This window comes from Dokdonia sp. Asnod3-C12 (assembly GCF_045063975.1).
Lineage (GTDB): Bacteria > Bacteroidota > Bacteroidia > Flavobacteriales > Flavobacteriaceae > Dokdonia.
Genome location: NZ_JBEFNY010000003.1, coordinates 3,399,596 through 3,415,550 on the forward strand (window position 1 = coordinate 3,399,596; position 15,955 = coordinate 3,415,550).

At 36.0% G+C, this 15,955-nt stretch carries 18 protein-coding genes; 8 read left to right on the forward strand and 10 right to left on the reverse strand.

Translation table 11 applies throughout. From position 1 onward, the window contains the following. The first annotated feature begins 133 nt into the window (after nucleotides 1-133). Nucleotides 134-1,891, forward strand: a complete 1,758-nt coding sequence (locus ACJJVW_RS15305) for an ABC transporter ATP-binding protein (RefSeq protein ID WP_298325352.1) — start codon at nucleotides 134-136, stop codon at nucleotides 1,889-1,891. 73 nt (nucleotides 1,892-1,964) lie between these two features. Further along, nucleotides 1,965-2,366 carry a PUR family DNA/RNA-binding protein gene (locus tag ACJJVW_RS15310; protein ID WP_013752053.1) on the forward strand — a complete coding sequence of 134 codons (402 nt, stop codon included), beginning with the start codon at nucleotides 1,965-1,967 and terminating at the stop codon, nucleotides 2,364-2,366. Between the two features lie 57 nt (nucleotides 2,367-2,423). Here the strand turns inward: ACJJVW_RS15310 and ACJJVW_RS15315 are convergent, their stop codons facing one another. Continuing rightward, nucleotides 2,424-3,527 carry a hypothetical protein gene (locus ACJJVW_RS15315; protein WP_405252994.1) on the reverse strand — a complete coding sequence of 368 codons (1,104 nt, stop codon included), beginning with the start codon at nucleotides 3,525-3,527 and terminating at the stop codon, nucleotides 2,424-2,426. 44 nt (nucleotides 3,528-3,571) lie between these two features. Continuing rightward, nucleotides 3,572-4,057 (reverse strand): RidA family protein, encoded by a 486-nt coding sequence (locus ACJJVW_RS15320; protein ID WP_405252996.1) that lies wholly within the window; start codon nucleotides 4,055-4,057, stop codon nucleotides 3,572-3,574. Nucleotides 4,058-4,184: 127 nt separating this feature from the next. Between ACJJVW_RS15320 and ACJJVW_RS15325 the strand changes: the two genes are divergently transcribed. From ACJJVW_RS15325 to ACJJVW_RS15340, 4 genes are all read left to right on the forward strand, one after another. Continuing rightward, nucleotides 4,185-5,720, forward strand: a complete 1,536-nt coding sequence (locus tag ACJJVW_RS15325; protein ID WP_298325362.1) for a helicase HerA-like domain-containing protein — start codon at nucleotides 4,185-4,187, stop codon at nucleotides 5,718-5,720. A 90-nt stretch (nucleotides 5,721-5,810) separates the two neighbouring features. After that, complete coding sequence (locus tag ACJJVW_RS15330; protein WP_405252998.1) at nucleotides 5,811-6,356, forward strand: hypothetical protein; 546 nt, start codon at nucleotides 5,811-5,813, stop codon at nucleotides 6,354-6,356. Continuing rightward, nucleotides 6,356-6,718 carry a cupin domain-containing protein gene (locus ACJJVW_RS15335; protein WP_405253000.1) on the forward strand — a complete coding sequence of 121 codons (363 nt, stop codon included), beginning with the start codon at nucleotides 6,356-6,358 and terminating at the stop codon, nucleotides 6,716-6,718. The genes ACJJVW_RS15330 and ACJJVW_RS15335 overlap by 1 nt, the downstream gene beginning before the upstream one ends. 8 nt (nucleotides 6,719-6,726) lie before the next feature. Continuing rightward, nucleotides 6,727-7,563, forward strand: coding sequence for an alpha/beta hydrolase (locus ACJJVW_RS15340; protein WP_405253002.1), 837 nt, complete (start codon nucleotides 6,727-6,729; stop codon nucleotides 7,561-7,563). On the opposite strand, the gene ACJJVW_RS15345 is transcribed toward ACJJVW_RS15340, so the two are convergent. The 7 genes from ACJJVW_RS15345 to hisG are packed head-to-tail and all read right to left on the reverse strand — an operon-like array spanning nucleotide 7,555 to nucleotide 13,780. Continuing rightward, on the reverse strand, nucleotides 7,555-8,112 hold the full coding sequence (locus ACJJVW_RS15345) for a DinB family protein (RefSeq protein ID WP_405253004.1): 558 nt from the start codon (nucleotides 8,110-8,112) through the stop codon (nucleotides 7,555-7,557). The genes ACJJVW_RS15340 and ACJJVW_RS15345 overlap by 9 nt on opposite strands. A 1-nt stretch (nucleotide 8,113) precedes the next feature. Further along, complete coding sequence (gene hisA / locus ACJJVW_RS15350) at nucleotides 8,114-8,845, reverse strand: 1-(5-phosphoribosyl)-5-[(5-phosphoribosylamino)methylideneamino]imidazole-4-carboxamide isomerase (protein ID WP_339844202.1); 732 nt, start codon at nucleotides 8,843-8,845, stop codon at nucleotides 8,114-8,116. Then, the gene (gene hisH / locus ACJJVW_RS15355) at nucleotides 8,842-9,423 is read right to left on the reverse strand and encodes an imidazole glycerol phosphate synthase subunit HisH (protein ID WP_405253006.1); all 582 of its coding nucleotides are present in this window, start codon (nucleotides 9,421-9,423) and stop codon (nucleotides 8,842-8,844) included. Before hisH ends, hisA begins: the two co-directional genes overlap by 4 nt. Continuing rightward, the gene (gene hisB / locus ACJJVW_RS15360; RefSeq protein WP_405253008.1) at nucleotides 9,423-10,559 is read right to left on the reverse strand and encodes a bifunctional histidinol-phosphatase/imidazoleglycerol-phosphate dehydratase HisB; all 1,137 of its coding nucleotides are present in this window, start codon (nucleotides 10,557-10,559) and stop codon (nucleotides 9,423-9,425) included. The genes hisH and hisB overlap by 1 nt, the downstream gene beginning before the upstream one ends. Next, the gene (gene hisC / locus ACJJVW_RS15365; RefSeq protein ID WP_405253010.1) at nucleotides 10,559-11,608 is read right to left on the reverse strand and encodes a histidinol-phosphate transaminase; all 1,050 of its coding nucleotides are present in this window, start codon (nucleotides 11,606-11,608) and stop codon (nucleotides 10,559-10,561) included. Before hisC ends, hisB begins: the two co-directional genes overlap by 1 nt. 15 nt (nucleotides 11,609-11,623) lie before the next feature. Further along, entirely contained in the window at nucleotides 11,624-12,907 is a 1,284-nt protein-coding gene (gene hisD / locus ACJJVW_RS15370) for a histidinol dehydrogenase (protein WP_405253012.1), read from the reverse strand. A gap of 12 nt (nucleotides 12,908-12,919) precedes the next feature. Next, complete coding sequence (hisG, locus tag ACJJVW_RS15375) at nucleotides 12,920-13,780, reverse strand: ATP phosphoribosyltransferase (protein ID WP_013752040.1); 861 nt, start codon at nucleotides 13,778-13,780, stop codon at nucleotides 12,920-12,922. A 281-nt stretch (nucleotides 13,781-14,061) separates the two neighbouring features. Here hisG and ACJJVW_RS15380 point away from each other — a divergent pair, with 281 nt between their 5' ends. Together ACJJVW_RS15380 and ACJJVW_RS15385 are read left to right on the forward strand one after the other, a co-directional pair. Further along, complete coding sequence (locus tag ACJJVW_RS15380; RefSeq protein ID WP_405253014.1) at nucleotides 14,062-14,772, forward strand: OmpA family protein; 711 nt, start codon at nucleotides 14,062-14,064, stop codon at nucleotides 14,770-14,772. A gap of 1 nt (nucleotide 14,773) precedes the next feature. After that, the gene (locus ACJJVW_RS15385; protein WP_405253016.1) at nucleotides 14,774-15,397 is read left to right on the forward strand and encodes a hypothetical protein; all 624 of its coding nucleotides are present in this window, start codon (nucleotides 14,774-14,776) and stop codon (nucleotides 15,395-15,397) included. Nucleotides 15,398-15,431: 34 nt separating this feature from the next. On the opposite strand, the gene ACJJVW_RS15390 is transcribed toward ACJJVW_RS15385, so the two are convergent. Beyond that, nucleotides 15,432-15,881 (reverse strand): PepSY-like domain-containing protein, encoded by a 450-nt coding sequence (locus ACJJVW_RS15390; RefSeq protein WP_405253018.1) that lies wholly within the window; start codon nucleotides 15,879-15,881, stop codon nucleotides 15,432-15,434. Nucleotides 15,882-15,955 lie beyond the last annotated feature (74 nt).

Sequence of the window (15,955 nt, forward strand, 5' to 3'; positions counted from 1 at the left end):
AAAATCGGTGCAAAAATACAGTATTTCTAAAAGTATCTCCATGTTTTATGGATTATGTTACACTAAAATTTGGCTCGCATAGGTCTTAAAAAAAACCGACCTTAGCGGTTCAAAAAAACTGCACAATATCGCCATGGGCGCACTACAATCATTAAACAAATATTTCTTACGCTATAAATGGCGTCTCATCGCTGGATTTTTCATTGTTATTGCTGCAAGATTCTTTGCAGTTTTTAATGTGGATATCGTAGGTGACATCATAAACGACGTAGAGATTTACATAAATGCTGGAGAGGATAATCTTCCTGGCCTTAAAAAATCAATGCTATTTAAACTGGGCTTACTACTGGGAGCAGCATTACTTTCTGGATTTTTTACCTTCTTAATGAGACAGCTCATCATTGTAGTCTCTCGTTATATTGAGGCAGATCTTAAAAATGATGTGTACCAGCAATATCAGAGACTAAGCTTAGGTTTTTACAAACAGAACAGAACCGGAGATCTCATGAACCGCATCTCTGAGGATGTAACTAAAGTACGTATGTATGTAGGCCCTGCAATTATGTATCTCTTGCAAGCACTTGTTTTATTTGCTGTAGTAATACCTTATATGGTGAGAATGGCTCCTTCCCTAGCCGCTTACACACTTATTCCATTACCTATATTGTCTATTGCTATTTATAAACTAAGTCGTGCGATACATGTAAGGAGTACTATCGTTCAAGAGTATCTCTCAAAACTTACTACGTTTACTCAGGAATCCTTCAGCGGGATATCCGTGATTAAAGCTTACACGCTAGAAGCAAATACCTTTAAAGATTTTGCACAACTTAGTGAAGATAGTAAAGAGAAAAACTTAGACCTTGTAAAAGTGCAAGCCTTCTTCTTCCCTCTCATGATAGGATTAATAGGCGCTAGTAACCTCATTGTAATCTTTGTGGGAGGACAACAATATATAGACGGCACCATACCAGATTTAGGTACACTAGTAGAATTTATAATGTATGTAAACATGCTTACTTGGCCTGTTGCTACCGTAGGATGGGTTACCTCGATAATTAAAGCTGCAGAGGCCTCACAAATACGTATTAATGAGTTTCTAGAAATAGCACCTCAAATTCAGAATACGGCAAGTAACCATACGCCTATTACAGGGGCTATCGAGTTTAAGGATGTTACATTTACCTATGATGACACAAATATCACAGCCTTAAAGAATGTATCTTTCTCTATTAATCCTGGACAGACCCTCGCAATAATAGGCCCTACAGGTTCTGGAAAGTCCACTATACTTGAGCTTATAGGTCGACTATATGACGTTACAAGCGGCGTTATACAAATAGACGGTCTTGCTATGAAAGATATTCATCTTGATGATTTACGATCAGAAATAGGATATGTACCTCAAGATGCGTTCTTATTTTCTGATACTATAGGAGAAAATATCAAGTTTGGCGATACAGACGCAAGTGACGAACAGGTTTACGCTTTCGCGAAAGCGGCATCTGTACACCACAACATCATTGATTTTAAAAATGGTTATGATACCATTCTAGGAGAACGAGGGATCACACTTTCTGGAGGTCAAAAGCAGCGTGTATCCATAGCTAGAGCACTTATAGGCAACCCTAAAATATTACTTCTAGATGACTGTTTAAGCGCTGTAGATACCGAGACGGAAGAAGAAATACTAAACAATCTAGAGAAACTAACTGTCGATACTACGACCATCATCGTGAGCCATAGAATATCATCTGCAAAAAATGCTGACCAAATTCTAATTATTGAAGATGGAAAAATAACACAGCAAGGCTCTCACAATCAACTAATAGAGCAAGAAGGATACTATAAAGAACTTTACGTAAAACAACTAGACGAAAAAGAAATGTAGAAAAAATTGGGCAATGGCTAATTTTTTATCATTTTTGAAGTAGATAAACACAATCCAAACAATAAGGAATATTATGAGTGATTACGAAGGACGTGACAATGAAGAGATTTTCTCAAAAGTATTAAGAGCAGGAAGACGCACTTACTTTTTTGATGTAAGATCTACGAAGGCAGGAGATTATTACCTTACCATTACAGAGAGCAAGAAGTTTACAAATGATGATGGTTCTTTCCATTTTAAGAAACATAAAATCTACTTATACAAAGAAGACTTTGCTGGCTTTACAGAAAACTTGAATGATATGACTTCATACATTCTTGATGAAAAAGGAGAAGAAGTAATATCAGACCGTCACCAGAATGATTACTCACGCCCAGAGCCAACAGAAGTTGTAGACTCAGGAGCTGTTTCTTCAGAGAAGCCTAGTAGCATGAGCCCAGACAAGTTTACAGATGTAAGCTTTGATGATATTTAAAGAATAAATTACCCTAAATATATAAATACCACCTCTCGCGAGGTGGTATTTTTTTTGTTAGTCTCTTAAGAAAATTACTTCTTGAGGTCGCACATTACCTGTTTCTAACGTGAGTATAATCTCCTTATCTAAGCTCATCAATACCACTAGACCATTTGCAATATTGTCCTCCATATAGGTCCCCATCACCACGTAAGTACTTGTTTCCAGATCTATTGACGTATTTACAATATTGATTCCTCGACCTGTTTCTGTAAAAATTCTATTTATTAAATCCGTACTCTCATAGGTTACAATAGTATTTGTATCATATGAGTAAATACTAGAAACAATCCCGTCAAACTCCTTAAAGACCATCTCATTTTGAGAAAACTGCGCTTCATTAAAGCCATCACTTATACTTAATCCTAAAGGAAACGAACTAACCTCGCTCGTTGTAAAAGTGTTTATATTAAGTACAACATGAGACACTGCGTCACCATTAAAATTAAAGAGATACATCTCATCCCGCACATCATTGTACATAAAACCACCATATTCACTTACATCTATAACACCTAAGCGCTCGCCATCTATTGCGCTATTTACATATAGATTACGCACACCTGTAAAAGTATCTACAGCTATGGCAAAAGATCTATTACCGCTGGCAAAGACATTGAATTGAACAGGCGCTATATCTGCGTTACCTAGATATGATTCTGAGGTTGTACCAGATAGTTGATTATAGCTATGTACATAGATATCACAACAACTACTTGAAGCATCTAGATAATAGGTGAGTAAACTTTGCTCTGCATTGATAGTATAGAAATTATTTGTAGCATTATCAGGATTAAAAAAATCTGTTACACTTCTCATTCCACCTATAGCCACATCGTAAAATACATAGGACGTAGCTGGAAAATCTAGAGCAAATGCAAGTTCTGTTCTTACAGTGTTTTGCAAAAACCCAAACTCAAACCCAATTGTTTCTTGAAGATCTGTAATTATCATATCCTCATAAGACGCGGTCCACTTCACTAAGTTAAAGCTTGTCCCAGTAGTAAGGTCATCCCCTATTATGGCTATTGCAGGTAATATTATTTGCTCTTCATCAATAGCAGTAGAAAATGTGTCATCATTATCACAATTTATAAATGCAACACATGTGAGTATCAAAGAGAACCTGGTTAATAGCTTCATTTTTTTCTATAAGGTACTTATTAATTTTTAACAGCGATCACCTCTATTTCAATTTTGGCACCCAGAGCTAGTGATTCGGCAGCGAAGGTTGTTCTAGCAGGTTTTTGAGGGAAATAAGAACTATACACTTCATTGAATGCTTTGAAGTCTTCTATATTATCAAGTATCACTAATGCTTTTACCACATTACTCATATCCATATCATGCTGCGCTAACACCTCTTTTATGTTTTCAAGGGTTTGCGTTGTTTCGGCAGTTACTCCACCAGGTACTAGTGTGCGGTTTTTTTGATTTAAACCTATTTGACCAGAGAGAAAATACATATTACCCACTTGTACTGCGTCAGAAAAAGGAGCGTCTTTCTTTGTGATCTCATGAGACTTATGAAAGACAGGTTTTTCATTAATTTCAACCTTGGTTTCTGGTACAGGTCTAGTAAGAGAATGTCTTTCTTGACAAGACAAAAGAAGTAATAAACACGCGGCGCTTAAGAGAAGTCTTTTCATATAGATTGTTTTTTAGACAATAAATGTACACATAGATGAGAACCTTTTTTAAGGATTACGTATTTTTAAACTTTTAGATTACATGATGTAGTACGCTTTCGCGAAAGCGCACTAACAACCTACCAATATGGATAAAAAACAAGAATTTCTAGAATTCATTAAAGCAGGGAATACGTTTAAGGGAGACTTTATAACGATGGGAGCTGCGATGCTAGATGGTGAGACGATTACAAATGCACATGTAAAAGTGCCACTTAAAACCTTGAATCGTCACGGTCTTATAGCCGGAGCAACTGGAACGGGTAAAACAAAAACACTACAAATAATAGCCGAAAACTTATCTGACAAAGGTATCCCTGTACTTTTAATGGATATGAAAGGTGATCTTTCTGGTATTGCAAAAGCAAGCCCAGGACATGCTAAGATAGATGAGCGCCATGCAAAAATTGGGGTTCCTTTTGAAGCTAAAGATTTCCCCGTAGAACTTCTCACACTCTCAGATCAAAATGGGGTGAGACTAAGAGCCACAGTAAGTGAGTTTGGACCTGTATTATTTTCTCGTATTCTTGATGCTACGGTTGCACAATCTGGTATTATCTCTATTCTTTTTAAATACAGTGATGATAATAAATTGCCTTTACTAGATTTAAAGGATTTTAAAAAAATCTTACAGTACGCTACTAAGGAAGGTAAAGGAGAAATAGAAGAAAATTACGGAAGAATATCTCCTGCATCTTCTGGATCTATCTTACGTAAGATTGTTGAGCTAGAACAACAAGGAGCAGATATCTTTTTTGGGGAAAAGTCTTTTGATACAGATGATCTTACTAGAAAAACAGAAGATGGTCGTGGCGTTATTAACGTGATTCGTCTTACAGATATTCAAGACAGACCTAAACTGTTTTCTACATTTATGCTGAGCTTGCTGGCAGAGATTTACTCTACCTTTCCAGAACAAGGTGATAGCGGTAAGCCAGAGCTTGTAATCTTTATAGATGAAGCACACCTTATATTTAAAGAAGCCTCAAAAGCACTGCACAGCCAGATAGAAAGTATTGTAAAATTAATACGTTCTAAAGGGGTTGGAATTTATTTTGTAACTCAAAACCCAACAGATATTCCAGACGGAGTATTGAGTCAGCTAGGTCTAAAAGTACAACATGCATTACGTGCATTTACTGCAAAAGATAGAAAAGCAATTAAACTTACTGCCGAAAACTATCCAGATTCTCCATACTACGATACCAAGTCGGTCCTTACCTCGTTAGGTATAGGGGAAGCATTAATTTCTGCCCTTGATGAGAAAGGTCGCCCTACTCCACTTGCTGCAACAATGTTACGTGCTCCTATGTCGCGTATGGACGTGCTTACTCAAAAAGAGATTGATAGTATTAATGATAGATCTGAACTAGTAGAAAAGTATAGCGAACTCACAGACCGTGAGAGTGCTTACGAACTTTTACAGAAAAAGATAGATAAAGCAAACGAATCTGAAGCAAAGGAAAAAGCTAAAGAAGAACGTGCCAAAGCAACAAAGTCTTCTTCTAGATCATCTAGTTCAAAAAGCACACAAAGTGCTGGAGCAAAAGCATTAATTAAGGTACTTACAAGTGCTACAGTAATACGCGGAGTATTTGGTATACTTGGTAAAATGCTTAAATAGTTAGAAACCATTAAAATATTTAAAGCTCACCTAGCGGTAGTTTTATTACAAATAATAGCATCCATCACATATGAGGTGCATCTATATTTTATGAAAAAACACATTATAACATTATCACTTTTAGGACTAGTAGTAGCAAGCTGTAGTAATTCTGGAAACTTCAGTATCTCCAATGAGACTGTAGGACCACTTACAAAAACAACGAAGGTAAGCGAACTCAAAACTGCCTTTGCAAATGATAGTCTTGTAGATGCTACAGGAGCCACAGATTTTAAAACGCCACAAGGATATGTGACCGTTTTTGAAAAAGGAGGTAAAAAACTGTTAGAACTAGGGCCTAGTTCAAACGAAAGCGATGCTACTATAAATTATATACGTGTATATGATGAGCGCTTTAAAACGACTGAAGGAGTAACGACAAAAAGTACCTTTAAAGATATTCAAGACGGTTATAAGATTAAACGTATAGACAACTTGATATCTACCATTGTTGTTCTTATCGAGGATAATGATATCTTCTTTACAATCGATAAAAAGCACCTTCCATCTGAACTTATGTTTGACACACAATCTAAAGTAGAGCTTTCTCAAATTCCAGATGATGCACCTATTAAATATGTTCAAATAAGCTGGTAATGAATAAAAAATATAAAATTCAGAAAAGCCCATTTGTAGTGCCTACTACAGATGGAAAGTTAATAGAGGAGCACTGGGGTCGTGCCACAGATGGAAATACAGATGTAAGCATAGCTCACATGGTTGCACCACCGGGATGGAGCGAGCCTTTTCAAACTCCAGAATTTGACGAGTATACTTATATAATACGTGGTAAGAAACAATTTATCATAGAAAACGAAACTTTAATACTGGAAATGGGTCAAAGCATTAAAATAGAACGTAATACAAGAGTTCAATACAGCAATCCATTTACTGAAGAATGCGAGTATATGTCCATTTGTACTCCTGCATTTTCGCCAGATTCCGTTAACAGAGAATAATATTACTATTGAAAAAGTCACTACAACGCCTTATACCTAAACTTATAGGGGCAAAAATTAATAGCGTTAGTCTTGCTAGTCCTGCCAAAGCAGCGCAGCAATCATTTAATATCTTTTGTACTCCTCGCAAAGGCAGACCTTATGGGGAGCAAATTCCATATTTAGAAAATCCAAAGTTTGAAAAATTAGATTCTGGATCTTGTGAGCTTCAGTCATATCATTGGAAAGGAACTGGCAAAAAGGTTCTTCTCATTCATGGATGGGAAAGTAATACTTATAGATGGTATAGACTTATAGAAGACCTACAGGAAAAGAATTATGATATCTATGCCATAGATGCACCTGCTCATGGGTACTCAACTGGAAAGTTACTTAACGTTCCAAGATATGCACAGGCAATAGAAACTGCAGTCAATGCTTATAAACCTGATCATATTATCGCACACTCGATAGGTGGTCTTGCAACGGTGTTTCATCAGTTTACTTACAAACCCGAAGGCTTGACATCTGCTGTAATCTTAGGATCTGCCTCAGAGCTTGCAGAAATTATGGTGGGCTATAAGGCAATTCTTGGCTTGAATAATAGAACTATGACTGCCTTAGAAAAATTAGTCAAGGAATTATTTGGGTATAATTTTAAAGAATTCTCTGGTGCGGCATTTGCAAAATCTCTTACCCTACCAGCGTTGATTATTCATGATAAGTATGATAAAATAACGCCCGTCTCTGCTTCTCAAAATATCCACAAAAATTGGAAAGGGAGCACCTATATTGAAACGGAAGGCTACGGGCACTCCTTGTATCAAGAAGAAGTGCGTAAGCATATTGTAGACTTTCTAGCTTAAGTCTTCTATATCGTCCACATCATCTTGAGAACTTTTAGGACCTTCATTGTGTACATTTAAATCATAACCCACGTAAAAACCTAATGGTTCATCTATGATTAATTTGACTTGTGAAGCAACTTGACCAGTATGAAATGAAAAATGCTCTACTGCGTGAAGCACAAGTCCTATTCCAGAATATTTGAATCCTTGCACTTGTCTTTTATTCAAAAGATTTTCAGGTAATGCATCTTCTATTATAATAGTCGCAGACTGTACAGTAAGCAACAATTTTTGAAGAAGCTCATCTCTAGTATACCCATCTTCTGTTGAAAATTCTAGCTCACGATCACGCTCATCTGGCTTACCACCAAGTCCAGATATAATGTACTGAGTTAGATTACCACAGATATGCAATAGCTGATTACCAAGTGTATTGAGAGCTTGATTTTGCTTTATCCAAATTTCGTCTTCTGAGATTTTGGATAAAGCAATACTAATCATGCGCACATTCTCGTCTAAACGAAAAATAGCATTTTCTTTAAAATCTTCGTGCCAGCTACTTTGCATACTACGCCTTTGTTTCTAAAATATAATTCTCTAGCTGCTTTAATGAGATTCTATTCTCATAAATAGCTTTTCCTATAATCGTCCCTTCGCAACCCATTGCTGCAAGCTTAGGAAGCTCATCAAAAGTAGAAATTCCGCCTGACGCAATTAATTTCAAATCTGGCGTACTCTTTAATATCTCTTCATATAAGTCAAAACTAGGACCTTCAAGCATACCGTCTTTACTTATATCTGTACAAATAACATAAGATACTCCTTCCTTGTTGTAAGAGCTTATAAACTCTACCACATCATCATCAGACTCTTCAAGCCATCCAGAGATTGCAATTTTTCTATTATGAGCATCTGCTCCCAAGATAATTTTATCACTCCCAAATTTTGATAGCCAGCTCTTGAATGTGTCCGGATTTTTTACAGCAATACTTCCACCAGTGATTTGAGAAGCACCACTTTCAAAAGCAATCCTTAAGTCCTCATCTGTTTTCAATCCTCCACCAAAATCTACTTTTAAACTCGTTTGAGAAGCAATTTGTTCAAGAATCTTATGGTTTACAATATGCTTACTCTTTGCGCCATCTAGATCTACAAGGTGTAAGTGTGTAATCCCGTGTGCTTCAAATTGCTTTGCAACCTCAAGCGGATTTTCATTATACACTTTCTTCGTTGCATAATCACCCTTAGAAAGGCGTACACAAGCTCCCTCTATGATATCTATTGCAGGTATAATCCTCATAATTCTAAAAAGTTTTTAAGTATTTGTTCTCCCACATTACTAGATTTTTCTGGGTGAAACTGTGTTCCATAAAAGTTATCCTTTGCAAAAGCACTTCCGTAAGGAATTCCATAAGAAGTGGTCGCTATGGTTTCGGTAGTTACTGGGGCGTAAAAACTATGCACCATATAAATAAATGATCCATCCTCTACTCCTTTAAATAATGGAGATTTAAGATCAGTAATCTTGTTCCACTGTATTTGTGGGACTTTTACGCTTTCGCGAAAGCGTAACACATCTACATCAAAGATTCTCAGCCCTTCTGTATTACCCTCTTCAGAACGGTTACACATAAGTTGCATCCCAAGACAGATTCCTAAAACAGGCTGCTTTAATGTAGGAATCACTTTATCAAGACCCGTTTCTCTCAGTTTTGACATGGCACTACTCGCCTCGCCTACTCCTGGAAAAATCACCTTATCTGCCGAACGAATTTCTTCTTCATCATTGCTTAAAGTGGCTTTAAATCCTAAGCGTTCTATCGCAAATTTTATGCTCTGTATATTACCAGCGCCATAATTAATTATTACTATTTTCATTACAGCATCCCTTTTGTAGATGGTAAAATCATCTTATCTGCATCTCTCTTTACCGCTACTTTAATAGCCTTTGCAAATGCTTTGAAGATAGCTTCTATTTTGTGGTGCTCGTTTGTTCCTTCGGCTTTGATATTAAGGTTTGCTTTTGAACCATCTGTAAACGATTTAAAGAAGTGATAAAACATTTCTGTAGGCATTTTACCTATCATCTCACGATTAAAATCTGCTTCCCAAACTAGCCAGTTTCTTCCTCCAAAGTCTATAGCAACTTGCGCAAGACAATCATCCATAGGCAAGCAAAAACCGTAACGTTCTATTCCTAATTTATTTCCTAAAGCGATGGCAAACACTTCTCCTAGGGCGATTGCCGTATCTTCTATCGTGTGGTGTTCATCTACTTCTAGGTCTCCTTTTACTTGGATATCTAAATCCATTTGCCCATGACGAGCAATTTGATCCAACATATGATCAAAGAAAGAAAGCCCAGTATCTATATTTGATTTACCAGTACCATCAAGGTTCAGAGTAATGTTTATGTCTGTTTCATTCGTTTTTCGCGAAAGCGTAGCAACACGTCTTTCTAACTTGAGAAACTCATAAATCTTCTGCCAATCGTTAGTCTCTAGGGCAATATCTTTATTCAAATCATCTTGTGAGATAGTGATTTCTCCCATACCAAGATTAGTATCATCATTAATAAATATCCCTTTTGCGCCTAAGTTTGTTGCTAGTTGCATATCTGTAAGGCGGTCACCTATTACAAATGAGTTTGCAAGGTCATACTCCTCAGAAAAGTATTGAGTTAATAAACCTGTACCAGGTTTTCTAGTGTCTTTATTTTCGTGCGGAAATGTGCGGTCTAAAAATACATTATCAAAAAAAACACCTTCGTTTTCAAAAGACTTCATTATGAAATTGTGCACTGGCCAGAAGGTGTCTTCTGGAAAAGAGTCGGTACCTAAACCATCTTGATTTGTAATCATCACAAGCTCATAATCGAGTTCTTGAGCAATCTTACCTAACCATGTAAAACACTTAGGATAGAATATCATTTTTTCAAACGCATCGATTTGTTCATCTACCGTTTCTTTAATCATTGTACCATCACGGTCGATAAAAAGGACTTTTTTAGCCATTATTTTAGTGTATTAAGTGCGTTTATAAGTTGTGTATTTTCTTCTGTAGTTCCTACTGTAAAACGTAGTGTATTCTCACACAAAGGTTGTGTGCTTCTGTTACGTACAACAATCCCAAGAGCTATAAGTTGCTTGTAACGCTCGTTTGCATCATCTACTCTTGCTAGAATAAAGTTTGCGTCAGATGGAAAAATCTCTTTAACAAATGGTACTTCTTGTAAGACCTTTGATAAAGCCGCTCTGTTCTCTAAAAGCGTATTTATTTCTGTATCTATAGTCTCCGTTTGCACTAACCTATTATAAGCTCTTTCTTGTGTAAGAGCGTTTACGTTATAGGGAGGCTTAATTTTATTTAAAACAGTAATAATCTCATCACTTGCAAGGCATAAGCCTAAACGTATACCTGCAAGGCCATAAGCCTTAGATAGTGTTTGCGTGATTATTAAATTAGGATATTGAGATAATTGTTTTGACCAACTTTCTGTAGTTGCAAAATCTATGTATGCTTCATCAAGAATAACTAGACCTTTAAAAGTCTCTAAAATCTCAATAATAGCAGCTGCATCAATTACATTACCTGTTGGATTATTTGGCGAGCAAATAAAAATTAGCTTTGTATGCTCATTTATGGCAGTCAAAATACCTTCAGTATTAAGTTGGAAATCTTGATTAAGTAAGACTTCTGTATTTTTAATATCATTAGTTCCAGCAAGTACCTTGTACATTCCATATGTAGGTGGTACAGTGATGATTTCATCCTTACCAGGAATACAAAATGCTCTAAATATTAAATCAAGCACTTCATCACTACCGTTACCCAATAACAATTGGCTCTCAGAAATACCGCGCTGTGCAGCTATAAGGCTCTTTAAAGTGCGTTGCTGCGGATCTGGATATCTATTTACACCATTTTCAAATGGATTTTCATTTGCATCAAGAAATATCATTTCCTTATCAAAATCTGTAAACTCATCTCTAGCAGAGCTATAAGCTTGCATGCTTGCCACGTTAGGACGGACGAGACTAGAGATACTAAAGGTTTTATTCATACTAAAAGATGTAGCTTATTGTAATTTTTTAAGTCTAAGAGTTACCGCATTTTTATGTGCATCAAGTCCCTCTGCAGCAGCCATAAGCTCAATAGCTGGACCTATATTTTGAATCCCTTTGGGTGATATTTTTTGGAAAGTCATAGACTTCATAAAACTATCAAGGTTTACACCGCTGTATTGCTTTGCATAACCGTTAGTAGGTAGTGTGTGATTTGTTCCAGATGCATAATCTCCAGCACTCTCAGGCGTATAGTTACCTATAAATACAGATCCTGCATTCATGATATTATCCACATAAAAGTTTTCGTTTTTCATGCATACAATAAAATGCTCCGGGCCGTACTCATCAATTAGTGCTAATGCAGTTTCATCGTTTTCAACATATATTAGTTTACTGTTTTCGATGGCTTTTTCTGCAATATGCTTTCGCGAAAGCGTACTCATTTGCATTTCCACTTCTCTTTCTACATCATCTATGAGTTTACGAGAAGTTGCTACTAAAATAACTTGGCTATCAACACCGTGCTCTGCTTGGCTTAATAAGTCTGATGCTACAAAACTCGCATCTGCCGAACCATCTGCCACCACTAATAACTCTGAAGGTCCAGCGGGCATATCGATAGCTACACCGTGCTTTGTTGCTATTTGTTTTGCAACTGTGACAAACTGATTTCCTGGGCCAAATATTTTATATACTTGAGGCACCGTCTCCGTTCCAAAAGTCATCGCAGCAATTGCTTGAATACCTCCTACTTTAAAAATTTTAGTAACTCCGCTCAGCTTTGCGGTGTATAAAATTGCAGGATTTACATTTCCATTTTTATCTGGAGGTGTACATAATACAATTTCTTTACAACCAGCAATATTTGCAGGAGTCGCAAGCATCAATATTGTCGAAAATAATGGTGCTGTTCCTCCAGGGATATAAAGTCCTACTTTTTGAATAGGTCGTTTTTCTTGCCAGCAATCTACTCCATCTGTTGTAGTTACTGCTACTCTAGAAGTTTTTTGTGCTGTATGGAAACGTTCAATATTTCCTTTTGCTAGCTGTATCGCCTCTTTTAATTCTATAGATAAAGAATTTTCTGCATTTCGTATTTCACGATCAGATACAGTGATAGTATCTAAAGTAACATTATCAAAAATGGACGTATATTTTGCAACTGCCTCATCTCCCTTTAACTTTACCTCTCTAAAGATATCATTTACTGTAGCCTCGATATCATCTACTGTTTGAGTAGGTCTTTTAAGGATTTTCTCCCACTCACTTTTTTCTGGATTATAGATCTTATTCATAGCAAAATAAATTTATAGTACCATTTTTTCAATAGGACACACTAAAATGCCTTCGGCTCCTGCAGATTTTAAATTATCTATAACATCCCAGAAACTATTTTTATCTATCACAGAGTGTACACTACTCCAATCTTTTTCTGCTAGAGGTAAAACAGTAGGACTTCTCATTCCAGGAAGCATTGCAATCACTTCATCTAGTTTATTATTAGGTACATTCATAAGTACATACTTACTACGCTCACCTGTAAGTACAGCTCTTATACGAAATTTAAGCGTCTCAAGAATTGCCTCTCTCTCCTTTGAGATGTTAGGCGACACTGTCAGAACAGCTTCTGAAGTAAGCATTTGCTCCACTTCTTTGAGGTTATTCTTAAATAATGTGCTACCACTAGAAACAATATCACAAACAGCATCTGCTAGGCCTATACTTGGGGCAATTTCTACAGAGCCATTGATAATATGTAATTCTGCTTTTACACCTTTACTATCTAGATACTCCTTTACAGTGTTCGGATAAGATGTGGCAATGCGTTTACCTTCAAAGTCCTTAACAGAATTATATTTCTGACCTTTAGGAATAGCTAGTGAAACTTTACACTTTGAAAAACCTAATCTCTCTACAATTGGTAAATCCTTACCTTTTTCAATTAAAGTGTTTTCACCTAAGATTGCGATATCTACAACACCATCTCTTAAGTATTGAGGTATATCTCCATTACGTAAATAAAGTACTTCTAACGGAAAGTTTCTAGCCGTTGCTTTGAGCTGGTCTTTTCCATTATCAATAGATACACCACAATTTTTAAGTAGTTGTAACGATTCCTCATTAAGGCGTCCAGATTTTTGAATAGCAATTCTAATTTTTTGACTCATGATAATTTTTTAATGTCCAAATTACTCAAAAGAAAAAACCCGCTTGAGTAATTCAAACGGGTTTTTAATATGAAATATATACATACTCTTTACCTCGCTTGAGCGATGATTGAAGTATGATGGTGATGTGTGTTATTATTAATCATTGTGGTACAAATTTAAGAAGTTCTTTGTTAAAAACAAGTGGATAACCTAATTTAATTAATTCTTAACATTGACAACTTTTCTGTAACTTTGGACATAGTGCTATTACCTATAATAGTGCTCGCTTAGCATAATCGATGAAGGGATTTTTTGGGGCATTCTTCGTTTTTTTACTATGGACTTCTGGCTGTATTTACTTTGTAAGTACAAGAGAGGCTACTAGTGACAGTGCCGTACAACAAGTTGTTGAGGAGAAAGATAATTCAGATAAAAGCGTCCTCAAACCAAAAGAACAACAATCACCTCCCCGAGACGTTTCTAAAACAAGGTCGACAACGACTCGTTTTGCTCCAGATAGTTTAGATTTATATGGAATTGAACATGAGACCTCTTCCCTACTTGCAGAAGAAATTCAAAAATCTATTGCAATTAGTGATACTATAGATATTACAAAAGATGAGCCTGCGTTAGAATTTGAAAAGGAACTTAACTCATTTATGGGCCCTTCTTTTTCTAGCAATATCTTTTACCCTCGTTATAACAATACAGATCTTATACTTGACAAGGAATTAGTTGAATATGCGACAGAGCTTAGACAACTATTGAAAGAGAATCCTGATAAAAAGGTTACCATACTAGGCCACACTGATAATGTAGGAAGCAGTAAGGATAATTTTAATCAAGGACTTAAAATGTCTCGACAAGTAAAATGGTATCTCACGGCACGAAGAGGAATACCAAGGCGCAAGATAACAGCAACATCTCGAGGTGAGGAAGAACCAATAGCAAACAATGAGACTCTCTCTGGCAGACAAGAGAATAATAGAATAGAAATTATAGTAGATTAATATGAGTGTATCACAAGAAGCTATATCAATACCAGTTGCATACATAGAGACATTTGTAATGACTCTTGTTGCCTTTTTAATTGGTTATATAGGTTCACATTTATACAGTAAAATTGTTCTTAAGAAGAAACTTGCAACTCAAAGTGATACTATAAAAAACCTAAAAGAGACTATTGATAATCTGCAAGACGAACTAGACCGCAAGGCAGATGGAGTTTTTAGGAAAGATAGAATGGATGAAGAGTTTGATCACCTCAAGGTGAGAAATCGAGCTTTTTCTCAAGAAGTTATTTCTGAGAAATTAGTAGAGAAAGACTACACAGACCTTATTAATTTTGAAAGAATAGGTAAAGCTACAGTTTCTGATAAAAATGAACTTCAACAAATTATAGGTATAGGACCTTATACTGAAGCAAAATTAAATGAGTTAGGCATTTACACTTTTGATCAAATAAGTAGATTGACCAAAGAAGATATTGAAATTATAACTAAGCTTATTAAATTTTTTCCAGATAGAATTAAAAATGATCGATGGGTTGCCAAAGCAATCAGGCTCAAAGAACAATTACTGGAAGATGCTCAAAATCCAAAAAAAAAGATGAAACATAAAAAAACCACCTATTAGGTGGTTTTTTTATAAGTACTATTGATGTCTAGTCTTAATTAATCTTAACTCCAGATTCATTAAACTCAATATCCATATTCTTTCCTTTTCTCTTAAACTCTACATCGTAAAACAATCCTTTTGCGGCGCTTTGAACGCGTTCTATTTCTGTTATTTCTTCGTCTGAGTAATTATCATCTATCGCTTTTTGAACAACTTTAGGCAGGTCATCTTTCTCTATACTTACTTCTGTCTCGATCCATGAACCGTTAGGACTAAAGTCTGCTCTGTGACGTACTCCATCTATTCTAAACCTAGATTCATAGTTCCCATTTGAATCAACGTGCCAGTCTGGATCATTCTCTCCTGGATATTTTGCTTGAAACGTTTTCTTTACTGCTTCAGGTGCATAACCCTTTTTGCTATTTTGACTTTCTACATTTTGACCACAGCTTATAGCAAGTATGAATCCAAACAAGAAAAGTATTTTCTGATATCTATACATAAAAAAAATCTTTACAATCCACACGTGAATTCGCATGGATTGTAAAGATATAAGCTTTCGCGAAAGCGTCATCT